Genomic DNA, 18,430 nt, shown 5'->3' with positions numbered 1-18,430 from the left:
ATGCCGACAGGCTGACGGGCGACGGCAAGGCCAACGTGCTTTCCGGCGGGGCCGGCAAGGACGTGCTCAAGGGCAATAGCGGTAACGACACGCTGATTGGCGGCAAGGGGGCTGACGACCTCCATGGCGGCAAGGGGGCGGACACCTTCGTGTTCAAGTCGCTCGCAGACCTCTCGAGCTCGAAGGCCAAGAGCGACACGATCTTCGACTTCTCCCAGAAGCAGAAGGACCTGATCGACCTGACCGGCATCGACGCCGTCACCACGAAGTCGGGCAATCAGGCGTTCTCGTTCATCGGCACGGACAAGTTCTCCAAGACCGCCGGTGAGCTGCGCTACTTCAAGGAGAAGGCCGACACCTATGTCTATGGCGACGTCAACGGCGACGGCAAGTCCGACTTCGTCATCCACATCGACAGCCTCGTCGATTTCAAGGCGGACGATTTCCTGCTGTAACGGCCGCAAATATCTCGAAGCCGCTCATCGCAGGATGGGCGGCTTTTTTTGACGGGAGGGGGGCAGTCGCCGGTCGGGTACTTCGTTGCCGAACCGCCATCCCTCGCTCGCCGGACTTCTGCGCGCACAGCCGCACTGCCAGACAATTGCGTCCGGCGCATAGGCGGGTGAACGATGAACGTGAGCGCTGACAGCAGGCGGCGCTGTCGCGGCTCCAGATGCCCGCCGCGCGGGCTCCGCTCAGTCGGCGCTTGGCAGCCGACGCATGGTGAACTCGATCCTGTCTCCCTCCAGCGGCCGCCAGCTTTCCACCTCCGTCCAGTAGGCGGCCTTCGGCCAGGTGTCGAACCACTCGCGCGCCTTCTGCCGCGCAGCGTCCCGCTCGAGAAGGAAGGTCTCGCGAATGAATTGTCCGCTGCGTCTTGCGGGGCGAGCCCGCCTGCTTTCTTCGATCCGCCGCTTCAGTCCGTCGAGCGGCGGAGGGCCTGGAATACGCGCCATTCAGAAGCCTCCGGCAGCACATTCATGTCTCTAAGATAGGATGCCCCGGCGACTTTGGCGAGTCGCTTGGAAAAACGCGAATGCGACGGCGACGTTGCCAAACGGCAGCAAAAAATGGGAAGTGTGCCGGAATTCGAATCGGCCGTACAATGCCGCCAGACAATCGGGAAATGACAATGGAAAGACCGGACCTGCCGATGGGCCTGCCGGACGACATCGAAGAACGCAAGGCAAAGGCGCGCGACTGGTTCGAGGCGCTGCGTGACCAGTTGTGCCACATCTTCGAGACACTGGAAGACGAGCTGGAAGGCCCCTTGAGCGACCGCGAGCCTGGGCGCTTCGCCCCGCGCGACTGGCAGCGCGACGAGGGCCAGGGCGGCGGCGGGCGCATGTCCTTGATGTCGGGTCGCGTGTTCGAGAAGGTCGGCATCCATACGTCGACCGTGCACGGCGAGTTCTCGCCCGAATTCCGAAGCCAGATCCCGGGCGCGTCCGAAGATCCGCGCTTCTGGGCCTCCGGTATCTCGCTGATCGCCCATCCGGTGAACCCGGGCGTGCCGACGGTGCACATGAACACGCGCATGGTCGTCACCACCAGCCACTGGTTCGGCGGCGGCGCCGACCTGACGCCGATGCTGGGGCGCCGGCGCGCGCAGACCGATCCCGATACGGTGCTGTTCCACCGGGCGATGGAGATCGCCTGCAACCAGCATCCCGTCGCCGACTATGAGAAGTTCAAGGCCTGGTGCGACGAGTACTTCTTCCTCAAGCATCGCAACGAGCCGCGCGGCATCGGCGGCATCTTCTACGACTGGCTGCATTCGCCGCAGGACAAAGGCGGCTGGGAGGCGGACTTCGCCTTCACCCGCGACGTCGGCCGCGCGTTCGGCCTGGTCTATCCGAAGATCGTCCGCAACAACTTCAACAATGGCTGGACCGAAGAGGACCGCGACGAACAGTTGGTTCGCCGCGGCCGCTATGTGGAATTCAACCTGCTGTACGACCGGGGCACGATCTTTGGCCTGAAGACGGGTGGCAACGTCGAATCGATCCTGTCCTCGCTCCCGCCGGTCGTGCGCTGGCCCTGATGCAGGCCTGGCGCCGTCGCGGTTTTGCGATGATGACAGGAGTGAAGTCAGAGACCTAAGGCGTCGAGCGGCCGGACTGAAGGATCGCATCGCGCCTGAGCCGGCTTGCGCCAGATCAACTACGCCCTTCGCATACCGCGCTAGTCTTTTTCATGATACCATAGTCCCGCATGGTTCCATCGGAGGAGGGTTATCATGATGAATGAGACTGCCGGCATGAAAGACGCCGACATCATCAATTCCATCGCAGAACAATTGCGCATCGAGAGCGGCAGCAATCTGCCGCGAGACTATTTTCTGGCGCAGGCCCGCCTGCAATTGTCACGCAAACAGGCACCGCACGGGACGAAGGACGAGAAATATCACTCGTCCGCATGCTTCGACGCCTGGGCGAAACCGGAGCATGGCCGCCTCAGCAACTGAAGGCTCGCGCCAATGCGGATTGCGGCGGGATGGAACCTCGCCGCGCGGTCCACGTTTTCCTTGAATGCCTGTAAGATGTTCGGGCTGCCGAGCCTGGCCGGCAAGTGCCGAGATATGAAAGCCAGCCAACGAAGGGAGACTTGCAATGAGACTTTTCGAATGCGGAACCCTCGTCCCGGGTTGTGAATGGCATACACGCGCCGACAACGACGCCGAAATCGTGCGCCGGGTCGTCGAGCACCTGCGCAATGCGCATGGCGAGACGGTCATTCGCGAAAACATGGTCGACAACATCAAGGCGCGGATCGTCGACGAGAACAAGGTCGGCGCCTGACCGCCCGGAGGGCTTCAGCCGAACCTGCAAGCCGAGGCACCGCCGCCGGTAGCGGCGGTGTAATACGCTCATCCGTAGCAAACGAACCGGCGGCTACCGTCCGATTTTTTCCGCCAGACGTGAAAGCAGTGTGTCGCGATCGAGATTGAAATTCGTCTCGACCCAATCCTTCTCCAGCGCGGCAAGCAGATCACCCACCTTCGGCCCGGCAGGCACGCCGGCTGCAAGAACATCCGCGCCCGACAACGGGAAGCTCGGCCGCGTCCAGCGCTCGGCGCTTGCAAGGAGACGCTGGCACAGCCCGACATAGGCCATCTGGGTCGGATCGTTCTCCGCCTTGCTTCTGGCGGAAGCGAGCGCAAGCTTGAGCCGCGCGACCGGACCCTGCGGGCCGCTTCGGTAGAGCATGCGGTCGAATGCGGTGTCTGCAAGCGTCGCCGGTATCTCCGGCGCGGCCGCCCAATCGCCAAGAAACGCAGCTTCCGCGCGCGAAAGCTTAAGTCGGGCGGCAAGGGCTGCGAGCCGCTCCGCATCCGGCGGCACCATGGCTGCAAGGCGCAGCAACGGCTCTGGGGTCCAGCCGAACGCCTGTTCGGCGGCGACCAGGCCCGGGATCGCGTCGATACCCCACTTCTCCGTCTCCGGCAGGATTTCCGTCAGCACGCCGGATTGCCGCATCCACAACAGCGCGCGGAACGGATCGGGTGCGGCGAGCAACTTCTTCGTCTCCGACCAGACGCGCTCCGCCGACAGCGACTGCAGCTTGTCCTTTGCCCGTGCGCAGGCCCTGAGCCCGTCCGCATCCGGCCGCCCGCTGCCGTAAAGGGCAAAGAAGCGGAAAAAGCGCAGGATGCGCAGATGATCCTCGGCGATCCGCTTCGCGGCATCGCCGATGAAGCGGATGGTGCGGCTTTCGATGTCCGGCAGGCCGCCGACGAGATCGACCACCTCGCCCTCCATCGTCGCGTAAAGCGCGTTGATCGTCAGGTCGCGGCGCTCCGCATCGTCCTGCCAGCTGGTGCCGAACGCCACCTGCGCGCGGCGCCCATCCGTCTCCATGTCGCGCCGCAGCGTCGTCACCTCGAAGGGGACGCCGCCGATGACCAGCGTCACCGTGCCGTGCTCGATCCCCGTCGGCACCGCCTTGATGCCCGCAGCCTTGGCGCGCGCCACCACTTCGGCCGGCACCAGCGTCGTGGCGATGTCGATGTCGCCAGCCGGCAGGTTCATCAGGCTGTTGCGCACCGCCCCGCCGGCAATCCGCGCTTCACCGCCATCGGCGTTCAGCATGGTCAGCACGCGCCGGAGCGCCGGCTCCCTGAACCAGTCCCGATCAGCAACCGACGTCATGCGTAAAGCCTTTCATAGATCACCCGCACGATGCCGGCGGTGATGCCCCATATGTTTCGCCCCTCGTAGGGCATGCGATAATAGTGGCGCTCGCTGCCCAGCCAGACGCCGCTTCCCATTTCGTGGTTGGCGGGGTCCATCAGGAAGGACAGGGGCACCTCGAACACGTCCGCCACCTCGGTCGGATTGAGGTTGAGCGAGAAGCCCGGCCTGACGACCGCCAGCACCGGCGTTATCCGGAAACCGGAAAGCGCCATGTAGTCCGGCAGCCGCCCGACCGGCTCGACCAGCCGGCGGTCCAGCCCGATCTCCTCTTCCGCCTCTCGGGCCGCGGCCGCCTCGACGTCGTGATCCTCATCGTCCACCGCCCCACCCGGAAAGGCAATCTGGCCGGAGTGCTTGCGCAAGGTGGCGGTACGCTGCGTGAAGATGAGGCGCGCATCTTCGCCCTCGTCGATGGCCGCCACCAGCACGGCCGCATCCTTCAGCTTCATTTCCTCCACATGCGGGATCGTCGCCGGGTTCAGCTTGGCATCACCGGTGTCGCGCCAGCTGTCGGCGGTGATCGTCTGCGTCTGCGCGATCGCCCGCTTGCGGAATTCGGCCGCGCTGTAGAGGGAAAGGCTCATCGCGACAGCGCGTCCAGTTCCGCCTGCGGCATGATCGGAAAGACGACACCACCCGAGCGCACCACGAACATGGCCCTGCCCTCGACCTCGAGCGTCTCCCCGAGGGCAACGATGTCGTACATCACCGGCCGCGCCACCAGCGCCTCGAGCCGGCCGCGCACATGCAGGTAGGGCTTCAATTCTTTGTTACTTCCGTGGACGACGAAGCGCAGGGTGTGCTCGGCGCCGGCCTCGACCACATCGCCGACATTGGTGCGGAAGGTCAGCACCTGCTCGCCCCCCGCGCCGTGCGCCTCCATCTCGACGGCGACGAAGGGCGCATCGACCACGCGGATGCCGACCTTTTCCACAGGCGTCACGAGATAGGTCTTTCCATCCTCGTCGCAGCGCAAAACAGTGGAAAACAGCCGCACCAGCGGCGCCCGGCCGATGGGGGTGCCCATGTAGAACCACGTGCCGTCAGCGCGGATCTCCATGTCGATATCGCCACAATCGGGTGGATTCCACTTGTCGACCGGCGGCAGACCGCGCTCCTGCCCGCCTTTGTCGGCAGCCGCACGCGCGATCAGCGCCGCCAGTCCGGCGGCATCGCCCGAAGCCTGAATTTCGCCCTTCGCCATTGTTCCGTCCCGGTTGGCCCCTATCTCAAGCTCTTGTGACGAGATAGACATTTCATGCTGACTTGTCAGCAGCAGGAGAGCCGATAAGCTCAAAACTATCGGCCATTGGAGCGGCACCCGCCAACCGGCGGGCGGCGGAAAAGCGATCTGGAGACGATCATGGGCGTTATGACATCCACCGAAGCAGCTCTGGACGAAAAGGCCGTCATCGCCGCAGCCGAACGCGCGCTTGCAGACATAGCGCTGGTCCGCAAGGAGGTGGGCAAGGTCATCTTCGGACAGGAGAGCGTGGTGGAGCAGACGATGCTCGCGATCCTCTCCGGCGGCCACGCCCTGCTGGTCGGCGTGCCGGGCCTTGCGAAGACGAAGCTGGTGGCGACGCTCGGTAGCGTGCTTGGCCTCGCCTCAAGCCGCATCCAGTTCACCCCCGACCTGATGCCCTCCGACATTCTGGGCTCGGAGGTGATGGACCAGGACGAAAACGGCAAGCGCTCCTTCCGTTTCGTGCCCGGCCCGATCTTCACGCAGCTGCTGATGGCCGACGAGATCAACCGCGCCTCGCCGCGTACGCAGTCCGCCCTCCTGCAGGCGATGCAGGAATACCACGTCACCGTTGCCGGCCGCGCCAACGACCTGCCCCGCCCCTTCCACGTGCTGGCGACGCAGAACCCGCTGGAGCAGGAAGGCACCTACCCGCTCCCCGAGGCGCAGCTCGACCGCTTCCTGCTGCAGGTCGACGTAGGCTATCCCGATCTCGCCGCCGAGCGCCGCATCCTGCTCGAGACCACCGGCACCGCCGAGGCCGAAGCGAGCCAGGCGATCCCCGAGGGCAGGCTGCAGGAAATCCAGACCCTCATCCGCCAGATGCCGATCGGCGAGACCGTTCTCGACGCGATCCTCGCGCTCGTGCGCTCCGCCCGCCCCGGCCATGGCAATGCCCGGACCGACAAGCAGGTCGCCTGGGGACCGGGGCCGCGCGCCGGACAGGCGCTGATGCTGTGCGCCCGCGCGCGGGCACTCTACGAGGGCCGCCTTGCGCCGTCGGTGGACGACGTGCTGGCGCTTGCCGAACCGGTGCTGCAGCATCGCATGGCGCTGACCTTCTCCGCCCGCGCCGAGGGCATATCGGTGCGCGACGTCATTGCCTCGCTCGTCACGCAGGCCCGCGGCTGACGGGGCGCGTGATGGCCTCCATCGGCACCACCGTCGAACGTACCCCTTCCGCAGACGTCCTCTCGCGGGCGCAGGCGCGCGCCGCACTGATGCCGGATTGCCTTGTCGAGGCCCGCAGGCTGGCCAACACGGTGATCTCCGGCTGGCACGGGCGGCGCAAGCGCGGCATCGGCGAAAATTTCTGGCAGTTCCGCCCCTATGTGGACGGCGAGAGCCTCTCACGCATCGACTGGCGACGCTCCGCCCGCGACGACCACACCTATGTGCGGGACCGCGAATGGGAAGCTGCCCACACGATCTGGCTCTGGGCGGACCTGTCGCCGTCGATGATGTACAAGTCGACGCTCGGCAGCGTCTCGAAGGAAAGCCGTGCGCTCGTCCTCATGCTGGCGCTTGCCGAAATCCTGGCGCGCTCCGGCGAAAGGATCGGCTGCCCGGGCGTCATGGAACCGATCGCCGCACGCAATGCGGCCGAAAGACTGGCCACCGCCATAGCCCATAGCCCGCTGGCGGACGGGCTGCCCCGCACCGACATGATCCGCGGGTCCAGCGATATCGTGCTCATCGGCGATTTCCTCGATCCGCCGGACGAGGTGATGGAACGGCTCGGCCCGCTGGCGCGCCGGGGCCTGCGCGGCCATGTCGTCGAGATCGCCGATCCGGCCGAGGACCTTTTTCCCTATGCCGGGAGGACGGAGTTCACCGACCCCGAGACCGGCGACAAGCTGACCGCCGGCCGAGCGGAGACCTTGAAGGAGGACTATGCACGCGCCTATCAGGCAAGACGCGCGGCCCTGGCCGACAGCCTGCGCCATCTTGGCTGGAGCTTCATCGCCCACCGGACCGATCACCTCGCCTCCGAGGCCCTCGTCGCCGTGCACATGTACCTTTCCGGCCTGCCCGCCATGAAGGCCGCAGGTGAACGCCAAGGGGAGCGCCCATGAGTGGCCTTGCCTTCGCCTATCCCGCCGTCCTCTCAGCTCTGGTGCTCCTGCCCGCGATCTGGTGGCTGCTGCGGCTGACGCCGCCCAAGCCCGTCGTCGAGGCCTTTCCGCCCTTCCGCATCCTCGCCTCCATCCTCAAGCGCGAGGAGACGCCCGCCCGTAGCCCATGGTGGCTGACGCTGCTGCGCATGCTGATGGCAGCCGCCGTCATTCTTGCGATCGCCGATCCGGTGCTCAATCCGCGCGAAAACACGCTTGCGGCCTCAGGCCCGCTCGCGCTCGTCATAGACAACAGCTGGGCGGCGGCCGGCGACTGGCAGCGCCGGGTCGATACGGCCAGCACGATGATCGACGATGCCGAGGCGCGCGACCTGCCGATCTCCATCGTCTTCACCGTGGACCGCCAGCATGACGCCGTGCCGACCGACGCGCAATCCGCGCGCACGCGGCTCGCCGCAGCCCAGCCGCGCCCGCTGCCGGCCAACCGCCAGGCCGCCGTGGCCGCCCTGAACACCGCGCTCTCCGGCACCCCGCCCGGCACCCTCGCCTTCATCTCCGACGGGATCGCCGCCGGCGACGACGACGGCACCGTAGCAGCACTCCAGGCGCTGAAGCCTGCGCAGATGCGCCTGATCGAGGGCGATGGTCGCAGTGCGCTTGCGCTGACCGATGCCAACAACGACGCTGAGGCGATGGTGGTGGCTGCCAGCAGGCTTTCGTCCGGTGAGGCCCGCACGCTCGCCGTCACGGCGCACGACACGCGCGGCCGGCCGATCGGAAATGGCACGCTGGCCTTCCGCGCCGGCGAGACCACCGGCACCGGCAGCATCGCCGCCCCCTTCGAGCTTCGCAACGATTTTGCGCAGATCAGCGTTGACGGGCTGGCGACGGCCGGCGGCACCTATCTGCTGGACGACGGGTTCCGCCGCCGGCGCGTGGCGCTCCTCAGCGGCGAGACGATCGACGCCAGCCAGCCGCTGCTGTCGCCGCTGCACTATATCGAAAAGGCGCTGGCCCCCTATTCCGACCTGATCCGGCCCAACGTTTCCGATCTCGCGGCCGCCATTCCGGAACTGCTCGACCAGCGTCCGTCCGTGCTGATCATGGCCGATATCGGCCGCCTTCCGGAGGAAGCCTATGGCCCGATGCAGAAGTGGCTCGAGGCAGGCGGCATGCTGATCCGTTTCGCCGGGCCGAGGCTTGCGGCCGCCCCTGCCGACGATCCGCTGGTGCCGGTGGTGCTGCGCAAGGGCGAGCGCGCCCTCGACGGCGCACTCTCCTGGTCTGAGCCACAGCCGCTGGCCGCCTATCCGCCCGGCAGCCCGTTTGCGGGCATGCCGCGCGCCGGCGACATCCTGGTCAAGCGCCAGGTCCTTGCCGAGCCGACGCCCGACCTTCCCGAGCGCACCTGGGCGAGCCTGGCGGACGGCACGCCGCTCGTGACCACCGGCAAGGTCGGCGCCGGCCGTATCGTCCTGTTCCACGTCAGCGCCGAGACGGGATGGTCGAACCTGCCGCTGTCCGGCGACTTCGTCGAGATGCTGCGCCGCAGCGTGCAGCTTTCGCGCGGTGGCGGCGTTGCGGCAAGCGGAGAAGCACAGGGCCAGCCCCTGCCGCCCTACCGCCTCCTGACCGCGGTCGGCACGCTTTCGACCGACACCGGCGAGGCAAAGCCCCTCGATCCCGCCACGGCCGGCAGCACGGCTGCAACCGCCGACAACCCACCCGGCCTCTATGGCTCGCAGGACGGCTTCGTCGCCCACAATCTGCTGACCGCCGGGCAGACCCTGCAGCCGCTCGCAACCGGAGACGCCGCGTCCCTGATGCGCGAGAGCCTGATCGGCCAGATGGCCAAATCGCTGAAACCGGCCCTGTTCCTGATCGCAACGCTGCTGCTCCTCGCCGACTGCCTTGTCGTGCTGTTCATGAACGGCGCCTTCACGCGCCGCTTCCGGGTGACGCCAGCGCGCGGCGCGACCGCGCTTGTGGCGGTGGCCGCCGTCTCGGTGGCCATGCTGGCGCTCGCCTCGACACAAGCGCTCGCCGACGACGCCAAGTTCGGCGACGAGGATCTGCTGCAGCGGCTCGACACCACACATCTCGCCTATGTGCTGACCGGGGAGGACGAGGTCGACCGCATCTCCGAGGCCGGGCTTGCCGGCCTCACCGAGTTTCTCACCTACCGCACCACGCTGGAGCCCGGCCAGCCGATGGCGGTCGATATCTCCAGGGATGAACTTGCGGTCTATCCGCTGATCTACTGGCCGGTCAGCGCGACGGCGGAGATGCCTTCGCCCGCTGCCGTCGCGCGCATAGACGCCTACATGCGCAATGGCGGCACCGTGCTGTTCGACACCCGCGACCAGTATTCGTCGCTGGAGAACAGCGCCGACACCAGCGCCAACACGCAGCGGCTGCGCGACATTCTCGCCAACCTCGACATCCCCCCGCTTGAGCCGGTGCCGCTGGATCACGTGCTGACGAAGTCCTTCTATCTTTTGAGCAATTTCCCCGGGCGCTATGCCGGCAGCCCCCTTTGGGTCGAAGCCGAACTCGACCAGCAGCAGGATCCGAACCGTCCGGCCCGCGCCGGCGACGGCGTCTCACCGATCATGATTACCGGCAACGACTTCGCCAGCGCCTGGGCGATCGATGCCAACGGCATGCCGCTTTTGCCGACCGTGCCCCCGGACGAGGTGCAGCGCGAGCATGCATTCCGCTCCGGCGTCAACATCATGATGTACATGCTGACCGGGAACTACAAGGCGGATCAGGTGCATGTACCCGCCCTTCTCGAAAGGCTGGGCCAGTAGCATGAGCGTCACCTTCTCCCCGCTGTTTCCCTGGTATGTCATTGGCCTGATCGCCGCCCTGGCGCTTGTGCTGGCCGGAATTGGGCTCTGGCGACGGATGCGCGGCGGCGGACTCCGGGCCGTCGCGCTCGTCCTTCTCCTGCTCGCACTCGCCAATCCCGTCGTGATGCGCGAGGAGCGCGAGCCACTGTCGACCGTAGTCGCCGTCGTCGTCGACCGCAGCCAGAGCCAGCAGAACGCCGAACGCACGGCGATGACCGATCAGGCGCTGGCGCAGGTGAAGGACAATCTCGCCCGCTATCCCCGCATCGAGCCGCGCATCGTCGAGGCGGGAGACGATCCGGAGTCCGACACGCCGTCCACGCGCCTGTTCGATGCGCTCACGGCCGCGCTGGCCGACGTGCCACCCTCACGCGTCGGTGGCGCCATCATGATCACCGACGGCCAGATCCACGACATTCCCGATCCCGCGGCGTTCTCCGCTTTCAATGCGCCGGTGCATGGCCTGATCACCGGCCGTCCGGACGAATTCGACCGGCGGATCGAGGTGCTGAGCGCTCCGCGCTTCGGCATCGTCGGCGAGCCGCAGGAACTGAAATTCCGTGTCACCGACGACGGCGAGAGCCCGGGCACGGCAGCGCGCGTCACCATCCGCCTGAACGGCAACGAGATCGCCTCCGAGACGGCGACGCCGGGCGCCGAGACGCCCTTCAGCTTCACCGTTCCGCGCGGCGGCAACAACGTCCTGCAATTCGCCGTGGAGCCGGTCGAAGGTGAGATCACCACCGCCAACAACCGCGCCGTCCATATCATCGACGGCATCCGCGAGAACCTGCGCGTGCTGCTGGTCTCCGGTGAACCGCATGCCGGCGAGCGCGCCTGGCGCAATCTGCTGAAGTCCGACACCGCGATCGACCTCGTCCACTTCACCATTCTGCGCCCGCCGGAAAAGCAGGACGGTACGCCGATCAACGAGCTTTCGCTGATCGCCTTCCCCACCCGCGAGCTCTTCGTCGACAAGATCAACGAGTTCGACCTGATCATCTTCGACCGCTACCAGCATCGCGGCGTGCTGCCGATCCTCTACTACGACAACATCGCCCAGTATGTCGAAAACGGCGGCGCGCTGCTGATCGCCGCGGGGCCCGAGCATGCCGGCAGCGATTCCATCGCTTATACGCCGCTCTCCGTCGTCCTTCCGGCAACGCCGACGGGAGTGATGAACGAGAAGGCCTTCTATCCGCGCCTTTCCGAGCAGGGCAAGAAACACCCCGTCACCCGCGGCCTCGAAGGCGCATTCGACGAGCCGCCGCACTGGGGACGCTGGTTCCGCACCGTCGACGTGGCACGCCCGCAGGGCAATGTCGTCATGGAGGGGGCCGACAGCAATCCGCTTCTCGTGCTCAACCGTTACGGCAAGGGCCGCGTCGCCATGCTTTTGTCCGACCAGGGCTGGCTATGGGCGCGTGGTTTCGAAGGCGGCGGCCCGCATGTCTCGCTCTACCGCCGCACCGCCCACTGGCTGATGCAGGAACCGGCGCTGGAGGAAGAGGCCCTGACGGCGCGCACCTTCGGCAGGACGCTGGAGATCACGCGCCAGACGATCAAGGATGCACCCGGCCCCGCAACGGTGAAGCTGCCTTCCGGCCGGACGGAAATGGTCGAGCTCAAGGAAAGCGGTCCCGGCCTCTACAAGGCCGAGGTGAAGACGGCCGAAACCGGCCTTTACGAGGTCGAGAACGACGGCCTGAACGCCCTGGTCCATGTCGGCGCCGTCGATGCGCCGGAGTTCAAAGCGACAATTTCGACCACGGAGACGCTTGGTCCGCTTGCCGAAGAGACGAAGGGCACAGTACGTCGCCTGGCCGAGGCGCAAGACACCCTCGAGGTCCCGCCGATCCTGCCGGTCTCGGGTTCCGTGCGCGCCGCCGACCCGCAGCGCCTCTCGCTGAGCATGACCAACGAGACCGTGCTGAAGGGGATCGACAGCCTGTCGCTCTTTGCCGGGTTCGCCGGCGTCGGCCTGTTGCTGCTCGCGCTCTCAGCCACCTGGTACCGAGAAGGGCGCTGACACGCTGGACGGACGCCCGACACGATAGGATGCCCGGCGGGCTGAAGCACGTCCGCGCGCCGGGCATCCTTCGATCCCATCGGTCTATTGGCGCCCCGGCACGATCACCTGCTTGTCCTTGCGCAGATTCGCCATGGTGGCGTCGTCGAGGTTGAGATTCTGCTGCACCATGCGTTGCGGCGACAGCGCCATCCACTGGTTCAGCGAAATGTCGGCGAAGTAGGCGCTCTTGAACATTTCGAGAAAGCGCAACGGTTCCTTCCCGGTATTCTCGATGTAGTGGCCGGTGGCAAAGGGAACGTAGCCGACGTCGCCGGCCTGAAAATCGAACGTGCGCGCCTTGCCGCTGGAGGTGAAGGCGGTCATCCGGCCCTGCCCTTCGAGAAAATACTGCCACTCGTCGTTATTGGGGTGCCAGTGCAGTTCGCGCAAACCGCCGGGCTCGACCTCCACCAGCGCGGCGGCGATGGTGGAGGCAGCCGGAAAAACCGAGCAATCGACGATGCGGACTTGCCCGCCCGCAACCTTCATCGGCTCCATCTGCGAAAGCTTGACGCAGTAGGAAAGCCTGGTCGTGCCTGCCGGCGATACCACCCCGTCTGCGTCCAGCGGGCCGGCAACGTCGCCGGCAAGATCCACCGGTCATGCTCGACATCGACGGGCAGGTTGGCGAAGGCGGATTCGGCCACGCCGAAATTCCGGGCGAGCACATCGCGCGGGCCGCCCTTGGCAAGCCTGTTGCGCGCTGCGGAGAAGGAGAATTTCAGGTTGGGAACCGTACCCGCATCTGTATAGGGTGAACGCAGCATATCGGGGTTCTGCCGCTCCAGTTCGATGTTGCGCGGCCCCATGATGTTGGCGCCAAGCGCTCCGCTGATAGGCTCATTGCTCTCGTTGGACATGGCTCTCTCCTTTGAAAAGGCCGGACTTTTCAGGTCCGGCACGCCTATGCGCGTGCAGGACGGTTCGCCACGGGCATCCGCGACGTCAGAGCTTTCGGATTTGCCGCTCGGGGTGGCCCTCCGCCTCCCCCTCCCTGCCTATCGAAGCGCGCCTTCGATCGTTTGCGCGATCCATTCTTCGGGCGTGACGCCGGCCTTGCTCGCGCGCTCGCTCACCGCCGCTGCGGTCTTCGGATCGAGAGGAACATGAAACACCAGATCCTCGACGTTGCTCTCAGCAAGCACCGCCCTGCTCGCCTGCGCTGCGAACGCCCTCAGGCGTGCCGCCTTCTCATCGTCGCTCAGTCCCGCTTCGGCGGCGACCGACGGGCAATAGAACGCAATCAGGTGATTGATGGAGTCGTCGGCCGAAAGACCCTGCTCGCGCAGGAAAGCGGCAGCCGCCTGCAACTCGGCCGGCTGTTCCAGCAACAGGCCCTTGGCGCCGAGACGATCGACCTCCGCCGGATCGGCGGGCGTATCGAGTTCGGCAAGCCGCGGGCATTCGAGCCCTGCCGCATGCGCCGGACTGCTGCTCCAAGCCAGGCATGCACCGATAACGACAATCGCAAGGGCCACAGTCTTCATGGATGACACTCCCGAACAATCCGCGTCCGCCGCGGCGTTTTCTCTGCGCCCCATAGTATAGGAACGCCATTCCGGCACAACTATACTGCCGTCTGCCGCCTCATCCGCAGGAATGGGCAGCGACAAACCATGGTATGGATAGAAGTCAGACGGGATCAGACGAAAGCGGACAAAAAGCTGGAGAGACCGGCTACGACCATTCCGGCAGGAATGGCCGTGCAGGCTGGACCTGCATTAGCTCGCGACAGCAAGCTCCAACGGCTGCGCTGCAGCCTCTTCCGGCCGCCAGCCGATCGTGCCTTGCAGGCGGGCATGGGTGTCGGAAGCGAACGGCACGACCAGAACCCGCTTCGGGTCGACCGGTCCGGGGAAGGTCAGCGCGTTATAGGCGACCTTCTCGAAGCCCAGCGGGCCATAATAGGGCGGATCGCCGACGAGGATGACGGCCTCCGAGCCCTTCCGCTTTGCCGCTTCCACGGCGATCCGGACCAGTTCCCGCCCGATGCCCTGGTTCTTGTGCGAAGGCCGCACGGCGAGCGGACCGAGAAGATGGCCTTTCACCGACCCCGCCATGACCGGCGTCATCCGGACTGATGCGATCGTCTCGCCATCGTCGGCGCAGATGAAGGAAAGCGAAAGGTCGTGCGGTCCCTGCTCCCGGATACGGGCGGCGGCCCGCACATGCCGTCCGGGGCCAAAGGCTTCTTCGTTGATGATTTCGATGGCTGCGTCGTGGGACGCGTCTTCGGTCAGGTAGACGAGGTCGTGCTTGGACATGGGATCGGAAACCGTATGCGAGACAACAATAGATGGCTTCGCCTCAAGAGAGGCGTCTTGAGCATCAGCGTCGTCGCGGGTTTCCTGCAAAGACCATCGTTCGAACCGAGCGTTCCACATCATGCCACGGCGGCATGAATTTCCTGAACAGCGCCGATAGCAGAAAATCGCCGCTTGTCAAAGCCCAAAACGCACTGTTCAGAAAATAGAGCCTATTCGTGCGTGTTCGTTTCACTATCTATCTCCTCAGACAAGACAATGAGGAAATCGAAGGAGATCAGGCATGGGAAGGCTTGTAGACGGCGTCTGGCAGGACGTCTGGTACGATACGAAGGCGACGAAGGGGCATTTCAAGCGGCAGCCTTCGCAGTTTCGCAACTGGATCACCCCGGACGGAAGCGCCGGCCCGACGGGCGAAGGCGGCTTCAAGGCCGAAGCGGGACGCTACCATCTCTATGTGTCACTCGCCTGTCCCTGGGCGCACCGCACGCTGATCTTCCGCACCCTGAAGAATCTCGACGACCTGATCTCGGTATCGATCGTCGATCCGGTGATGCTGGCGAACGGCTGGGAGTTCAAGGGGACGGACGGCGGGACTGTCGACCACCTCTTCGGGCTGGACGCTCTATGGCAGGTCTATGTGAAGGCCGACCCGCACTATAGCGGCCGGGTCACTGTTCCGCTGCTGTGGGACAAATGGCAGGGCAAGCCGGTGTCCAATGAATCCGCGGAAATCATCCGCATGTTCAACTCTGCTTTCGACGGCGTCACGGGCTCCGGAGAGGATTATTATCCCGCCGCCCTGCGCGGTGAGATCGACGCGCTCAACGAACATATCTACGACACCGTCAACAACGGGGTCTACAAGGCCGGTTTCGCGACGACGCAGGACGCCTACGAGGAAAACGTCGTCAGGCTCTTTGCCACCCTCGACGAGCTGGAAGAGAAGCTTTCGACCCGCCGCTATCTGACCGGCGAGCGGATCACCGAAGCCGACTGGCGGCTCTTCACAACACTGGTCCGTTTCGATGCCGTCTATGTCGGCCACTTCAAATGCAACATCCGCCGCATCGCCGACTATCCGAACCTGTCGGGGTACCTGCGCGATCTCTACCAGGTGAAAGGTGTGGCGGAAACGGTTAACGTGCACCACATCAAGACGCACTACTACCGTAGTCACCTTACGATCAATCCGACCGGAATCGTGCCCAACGGCCCGCAGCAGGATCTCACGGCCCCACACGGGCGCGACCAGTTGCTGGCAGCCTGAAAGCGCACGCTCTCCCCGATCCGTGTGTCGTTACCAGAAGTCGGCCGGCGGCGTGTTGCCGGCCACTTCCTCCAGCCGGCGGCGCGTCGCGCTTGTCATCCCGGGCGGCAGATCGTCGAGCGCGAAGAACCGCGCCTCGACGATTTCCCGGTCGGCCACCTTGGGCGCACTTTGGCGAACGTTCCGGCAGATGTAGAAGAGCACGTGATCGCGCTTGCTGGTCTGCCTGTTGAAATAGACATGAAACAGCTTCGGCGCGTCGCCGAACAGAAGGTTGCCCTCCTCCCGCATTTCCTTGGCCAGCGCCTGCGGGGCGGTCTCGTGCCGCTCGACGCCGCCGCCCGGCATGTGCCAGCCGGGAACGTAGCTGTGACGTACGAGGAAGACCCGCCCTTCGGTATCGAAACAGGCCGCGCGCACGCCGAGCGTCATCCCGCGCGCATAGGCAAAATAGGTGTGAATGGCGCGCGTGAAGAGGCGGGCCCACAGGTTGCGCATTTCCGGCGGTCGATCGCTGTCCATCGGCTCCCTTCGCCCGTCACCTGTTTCCTCACGTCTCACAATCTAGGCTTCGCCGCAAATGCGGACGGAATCAATCCACCCGCCTGGCCAGGCCCGCATTGTCCACCCGCAAAGCGAAAAGCCCGACCGCCTCGGCAACGAATCCGGGCAGCCGGCATTCCCTTTGCGTCGCATCTTGGTTTATTGAGGGTCATGTTCCGTCTCGCACATATTTCCGACATCCACCTGGGCCCCCTGCCCGCCCTGTCCGTCCTGGAACTGGCCTCGAAGCGGATAACCGGCTTCGTCAACTGGCATCGCAACCGCCGGCGCCACATGTTCGCCAATACGCTGGATCTCATCACCGAAGACATCGAGCGCCGCGATCCGGATCATCTTGCGATCACCGGCGACCTCGTCAATCTCGCGGCCAAAATCGAGATCGACACCGTTGCCCGCTGGCTTGCCGTTGTCGGCAAGCCCGAAAACGTCTCCGTCGTGCCCGGAAACCACGACGCCTATGTGCCCGGCGCCTACGAGCGGTCCACGGAGAGCTGGTACCCCTACATGCGCGGCGACGACGCGCCGAAGGGGTGGACAGAAGACCGGCATGTATTTCCCTACATGCGCGTTCGCGACTATGTCGCACTCATCGGCTGTTCCACGGCAGTCGCCACGCCCCCTTTCGCCGCCAGCGGCTATTTCGGCAGGCGACAGGCGCGCGAGACGGTCAATCTTCTGCGCGCCGCAGGCGAAGCCGGCCTGTTCCGCGTCGTCATGATCCATCACCCGCCGATCCACGGCGCCACCTCCTTCCACAAGCGGATGATCGGCATTCGCCGCTTTGCCGCGGCGATATCGGCCGGCGGCGCCGAGCTGGTGCTGCACGGCCACACCCACCTCAACACCGTGCACTGGCTGAAGAGCCCGGCGGCCCCCGTACCGGTCGTCGGCATCTCGTCTGCCTCGCAAGGCCCGGGCGGCCACAAGCCGCCGGCAGGCTACAACATCTTCTCGATTTCCGGTGGGCCGGGACGCTGGAACATGATGCGCGAGCGCTACGAAATCGACCAGTTCGGCACAGATATCGTGCTTGCAGAGACCACGCGGTTTTCGACCGCGGAATAAATCGCAAGGCGGCAGCGTCCAACAGGAGAGTGCGTTTCCGTTGCCGGATGCCGGGCGGGAACGTCTCTATCCGATCGGCAACCTCTCGTGGAAGGAACGCTCATGCCCGCCAAGTCCGCCACCCGTATGACCTTTGCTGCAGCCCTTTTCTTGGCGTTCACGCCGATCGGCCAGGCATTCGCCGCAGACAGCGGCTCCGGCTCGCCGCCCACGCCCACACAGACCACGACCACCTGCACCAATGGCAAGATCTGGAGTGCTGCGCGCAAGATGTGCCTGACGCCGGACCAGATCAAATCCGAGGAGAAAAAGAAGGGATCGCAGAAGAAGAGCGAGCTGAAGCCCGATGACATCCTCTATGAGGCCGCCCGCGAGTTTGCCTATGCGGGCCAATACCAGCATGCCCTTGAAACGCTGAAGGCGGCGGAGAACCAGCGCGACCCGCGCATCCTCAACTATTACGGCTTCACCTATCGCAAGCTCGGCGACATGGACACGGCCATGTCCTACTACCGCGGCGCGCTGCAGGCTGACGAGAACTACATCCTCGCGCGCTCCTACATGGGACAGGCCTTGATCCAGCAGGGCGACATCGAAGGCGCGCGCGTCCAGCTGGTGGAGATCAGGGACCGTGGCGGCGAAGGCACCTGGGCCTATCGCGCCCTTCTGCAATCCCTTGGCGGCGAACGCAGCCGATATTGACCGCAAGCGTCGAAAAAAGTCGTGCGGGCCGGCGTGCAAGCGCCGGTCCTTTTGCTATCATGCGTCCGGACCGGGCAGGAACGAGAGCCGGAAGGCAGGCAGTTTCCATTCGCCGGTCCGGC

20 protein-coding genes are annotated in these 18,430 nt (G+C 65.4%); 11 read left to right on the top strand and 9 right to left on the bottom strand.

The genetic code is table 11. The features are described 5' to 3' along the window. The coding region (locus CRO48_RS16020) for a M10 family metallopeptidase C-terminal domain-containing protein (RefSeq protein WP_407071932.1) at positions 1-455 on the top strand (455 nt) is incomplete at its 5' end. 240 nt (positions 456-695) lie between these two features. Here CRO48_RS16020 and CRO48_RS16015 read toward each other — a convergent pair. Beyond that, complete coding sequence (locus CRO48_RS16015) at positions 696-956, bottom strand: hypothetical protein (RefSeq protein WP_097140858.1); 261 nt, start codon at positions 954-956, stop codon at positions 696-698. A 176-nt stretch (positions 957-1,132) separates the two neighbouring features. Here CRO48_RS16015 and hemF point away from each other — a divergent pair, with 176 nt between their 5' ends. The 3 genes from hemF (at position 1,133) to CRO48_RS16000 (ending at position 2,801) form a co-directional block, all read left to right on the top strand. Continuing rightward, on the top strand, positions 1,133-2,044 hold the full coding sequence (hemF, locus tag CRO48_RS16010) for an oxygen-dependent coproporphyrinogen oxidase (protein WP_097140857.1): 912 nt from the start codon (positions 1,133-1,135) through the stop codon (positions 2,042-2,044). A 216-nt stretch (positions 2,045-2,260) separates the two neighbouring features. Beyond that, positions 2,261-2,467 carry a hypothetical protein gene (locus CRO48_RS16005; RefSeq protein ID WP_176526775.1) on the top strand — a complete coding sequence of 69 codons (207 nt, stop codon included), beginning with the start codon at positions 2,261-2,263 and terminating at the stop codon, positions 2,465-2,467. A 145-nt stretch (positions 2,468-2,612) separates the two neighbouring features. After that, the gene (locus CRO48_RS16000; protein WP_097140855.1) at positions 2,613-2,801 is read left to right on the top strand and encodes a DUF1059 domain-containing protein; all 189 of its coding nucleotides are present in this window, start codon (positions 2,613-2,615) and stop codon (positions 2,799-2,801) included. Between the two features lie 93 nt (positions 2,802-2,894). Here CRO48_RS16000 and CRO48_RS15995 read toward each other — a convergent pair whose 3' ends face one another. The 3 genes from CRO48_RS15995 to CRO48_RS15985 are packed head-to-tail and all read right to left on the bottom strand — an operon-like array spanning position 2,895 to position 5,400. Next, positions 2,895-4,151: a CCA tRNA nucleotidyltransferase gene (locus CRO48_RS15995; protein ID WP_097140854.1), complete on the bottom strand. Its 1,257-nt coding sequence runs from the start codon at positions 4,149-4,151 to the stop codon at positions 2,895-2,897. Continuing rightward, positions 4,148-4,780 (bottom strand): CoA pyrophosphatase, encoded by a 633-nt coding sequence (locus CRO48_RS15990; protein ID WP_097140853.1) that lies wholly within the window; start codon positions 4,778-4,780, stop codon positions 4,148-4,150. Before CRO48_RS15990 ends, CRO48_RS15995 begins: the two co-directional genes overlap by 4 nt. Then, a complete protein-coding gene (locus CRO48_RS15985) occupies positions 4,777-5,400 on the bottom strand; it encodes a DUF1285 domain-containing protein (RefSeq protein ID WP_097140852.1) in 624 nt (207 codons plus the stop codon). Before CRO48_RS15985 ends, CRO48_RS15990 begins: the two co-directional genes overlap by 4 nt. Positions 5,401-5,559: 159 nt before the next feature. On the opposite strand from CRO48_RS15985, the gene CRO48_RS15980 reads away from it, so the two are divergent. Genes CRO48_RS15980 through CRO48_RS15965 form a run of 4 tightly spaced genes read left to right on the top strand, consistent with a single transcriptional unit; the run spans position 5,560 to position 12,401 of the window. Then, positions 5,560-6,573, top strand: a complete 1,014-nt coding sequence (locus tag CRO48_RS15980; RefSeq protein WP_097140851.1) for an AAA family ATPase — start codon at positions 5,560-5,562, stop codon at positions 6,571-6,573. Positions 6,574-6,584: 11 nt separating this feature from the next. Then, positions 6,585-7,517 carry a DUF58 domain-containing protein gene (locus CRO48_RS15975; RefSeq protein WP_097140850.1) on the top strand — a complete coding sequence of 311 codons (933 nt, stop codon included), beginning with the start codon at positions 6,585-6,587 and terminating at the stop codon, positions 7,515-7,517. Continuing rightward, complete coding sequence (locus CRO48_RS15970) at positions 7,514-10,330, top strand: DUF4159 domain-containing protein (protein ID WP_097140849.1); 2,817 nt, start codon at positions 7,514-7,516, stop codon at positions 10,328-10,330. The genes CRO48_RS15975 and CRO48_RS15970 overlap by 4 nt, the downstream gene beginning before the upstream one ends. A gap of 1 nt (position 10,331) precedes the next feature. Beyond that, the gene (locus CRO48_RS15965) at positions 10,332-12,401 is read left to right on the top strand and encodes a glutamine amidotransferase (RefSeq protein ID WP_097140848.1); all 2,070 of its coding nucleotides are present in this window, start codon (positions 10,332-10,334) and stop codon (positions 12,399-12,401) included. A gap of 84 nt (positions 12,402-12,485) precedes the next feature. Here the strand turns inward: CRO48_RS15965 and CRO48_RS32660 are convergent, their stop codons facing one another. The 4 genes from CRO48_RS32660 to CRO48_RS15950 all read right to left on the bottom strand — a co-directional run bounded on the left by CRO48_RS32660 (position 12,486) and on the right by CRO48_RS15950 (position 14,707). Beyond that, positions 12,486-12,941, bottom strand: a complete 456-nt coding sequence (locus CRO48_RS32660; protein ID WP_210201997.1) for a cupin domain-containing protein — start codon at positions 12,939-12,941, stop codon at positions 12,486-12,488. Continuing rightward, positions 12,929-13,303, bottom strand: coding sequence for a hypothetical protein (locus CRO48_RS32655; RefSeq protein ID WP_210201996.1), 375 nt, complete (start codon positions 13,301-13,303; stop codon positions 12,929-12,931). Before CRO48_RS32655 ends, CRO48_RS32660 begins: the two co-directional genes overlap by 13 nt. Before the next feature lie 138 nt (positions 13,304-13,441). Further along, the gene (locus CRO48_RS15955) at positions 13,442-13,930 is read right to left on the bottom strand and encodes a hypothetical protein (RefSeq protein WP_097140847.1); all 489 of its coding nucleotides are present in this window, start codon (positions 13,928-13,930) and stop codon (positions 13,442-13,444) included. 234 nt (positions 13,931-14,164) lie between these two features. Continuing rightward, positions 14,165-14,707, bottom strand: coding sequence for a GNAT family N-acetyltransferase (locus tag CRO48_RS15950; protein WP_097140876.1), 543 nt, complete (start codon positions 14,705-14,707; stop codon positions 14,165-14,167). Positions 14,708-14,990: 283 nt separating this feature from the next. On the opposite strand from CRO48_RS15950, the gene CRO48_RS15945 reads away from it, so the two are divergent. Beyond that, complete coding sequence (locus CRO48_RS15945) at positions 14,991-15,977, top strand: glutathione S-transferase family protein (RefSeq protein WP_097140846.1); 987 nt, start codon at positions 14,991-14,993, stop codon at positions 15,975-15,977. Between the two features lie 30 nt (positions 15,978-16,007). Here CRO48_RS15945 and CRO48_RS15940 read toward each other — a convergent pair whose 3' ends face one another. Further along, positions 16,008-16,499 (bottom strand): NUDIX domain-containing protein, encoded by a 492-nt coding sequence (locus CRO48_RS15940; protein WP_097140845.1) that lies wholly within the window; start codon positions 16,497-16,499, stop codon positions 16,008-16,010. Positions 16,500-16,691: 192 nt separating this feature from the next. Here CRO48_RS15940 and CRO48_RS15935 point away from each other — a divergent pair, with 192 nt between their 5' ends. Next, positions 16,692-17,606, top strand: a complete 915-nt coding sequence (locus CRO48_RS15935) for a metallophosphoesterase family protein (protein ID WP_097140844.1) — start codon at positions 16,692-16,694, stop codon at positions 17,604-17,606. Positions 17,607-17,708: 102 nt separating this feature from the next. Next, positions 17,709-18,308, top strand: a complete 600-nt coding sequence (locus tag CRO48_RS15930) for a tetratricopeptide repeat protein (protein WP_097140843.1) — start codon at positions 17,709-17,711, stop codon at positions 18,306-18,308. The last annotated feature ends 122 nt before the right edge of the window (positions 18,309-18,430 follow it).

The organism is Rhizobium subbaraonis (assembly GCF_900220975.1).
GTDB classification, from domain to species: Bacteria; Pseudomonadota; Alphaproteobacteria; order Rhizobiales; family Rhizobiaceae; genus Mycoplana; species Mycoplana subbaraonis.
Note: the sequence above shows the minus strand (reverse complement) of the source record. Positions and strands in the feature narration are given on the sequence as shown.

Bases quoted from the DNA above. Each gene is read 5' to 3' on its own strand.
- CRO48_RS16015 (WP_097140858.1), bottom strand. From the start codon at position 956: ATGGCGCGTATTCCAGGCCCTCCGCCGCTCGACGGACTGAAGCGGCGG.
- hemF (WP_097140857.1), top strand. From the start codon at position 1,133: ATGGAAAGACCGGACCTGCCGATGGGCCTGCCGGACGACATCGAAGAA.
- CRO48_RS16005 (WP_176526775.1), top strand. From the start codon at position 2,261: ATGAAAGACGCCGACATCATCAATTCCATCGCAGAACAATTGCGCATC.
- CRO48_RS16000 (WP_097140855.1), top strand. From the start codon at position 2,613: ATGAGACTTTTCGAATGCGGAACCCTCGTCCCGGGTTGTGAATGGCAT.
- CRO48_RS15995 (WP_097140854.1), bottom strand. From the start codon at position 4,151: ATGACGTCGGTTGCTGATCGGGACTGGTTCAGGGAGCCGGCGCTCCGG.
- CRO48_RS15990 (WP_097140853.1), bottom strand. From the start codon at position 4,780: ATGAGCCTTTCCCTCTACAGCGCGGCCGAATTCCGCAAGCGGGCGATC.
- CRO48_RS15985 (WP_097140852.1), bottom strand. From the start codon at position 5,400: ATGGCGAAGGGCGAAATTCAGGCTTCGGGCGATGCCGCCGGACTGGCG.
- CRO48_RS15980 (WP_097140851.1), top strand. From the start codon at position 5,560: ATGGGCGTTATGACATCCACCGAAGCAGCTCTGGACGAAAAGGCCGTC.
- CRO48_RS15975 (WP_097140850.1), top strand. From the start codon at position 6,585: ATGGCCTCCATCGGCACCACCGTCGAACGTACCCCTTCCGCAGACGTC.
- CRO48_RS15970 (WP_097140849.1), top strand. From the start codon at position 7,514: ATGAGTGGCCTTGCCTTCGCCTATCCCGCCGTCCTCTCAGCTCTGGTG.
- CRO48_RS15965 (WP_097140848.1), top strand. From the start codon at position 10,332: ATGAGCGTCACCTTCTCCCCGCTGTTTCCCTGGTATGTCATTGGCCTG.
- CRO48_RS32660 (WP_210201997.1), bottom strand. From the start codon at position 12,941: ATGGAGCCGATGAAGGTTGCGGGCGGGCAAGTCCGCATCGTCGATTGC.
- CRO48_RS32655 (WP_210201996.1), bottom strand. From the start codon at position 13,303: ATGTCCAACGAGAGCAATGAGCCTATCAGCGGAGCGCTTGGCGCCAAC.
- CRO48_RS15955 (WP_097140847.1), bottom strand. From the start codon at position 13,930: ATGAAGACTGTGGCCCTTGCGATTGTCGTTATCGGTGCATGCCTGGCT.
- CRO48_RS15950 (WP_097140876.1), bottom strand. From the start codon at position 14,707: ATGTCCAAGCACGACCTCGTCTACCTGACCGAAGACGCGTCCCACGAC.
- CRO48_RS15945 (WP_097140846.1), top strand. From the start codon at position 14,991: ATGGGAAGGCTTGTAGACGGCGTCTGGCAGGACGTCTGGTACGATACG.
- CRO48_RS15940 (WP_097140845.1), bottom strand. From the start codon at position 16,499: ATGGACAGCGATCGACCGCCGGAAATGCGCAACCTGTGGGCCCGCCTC.
- CRO48_RS15935 (WP_097140844.1), top strand. From the start codon at position 16,692: ATGTTCCGTCTCGCACATATTTCCGACATCCACCTGGGCCCCCTGCCC.
- CRO48_RS15930 (WP_097140843.1), top strand. From the start codon at position 17,709: ATGCCCGCCAAGTCCGCCACCCGTATGACCTTTGCTGCAGCCCTTTTC.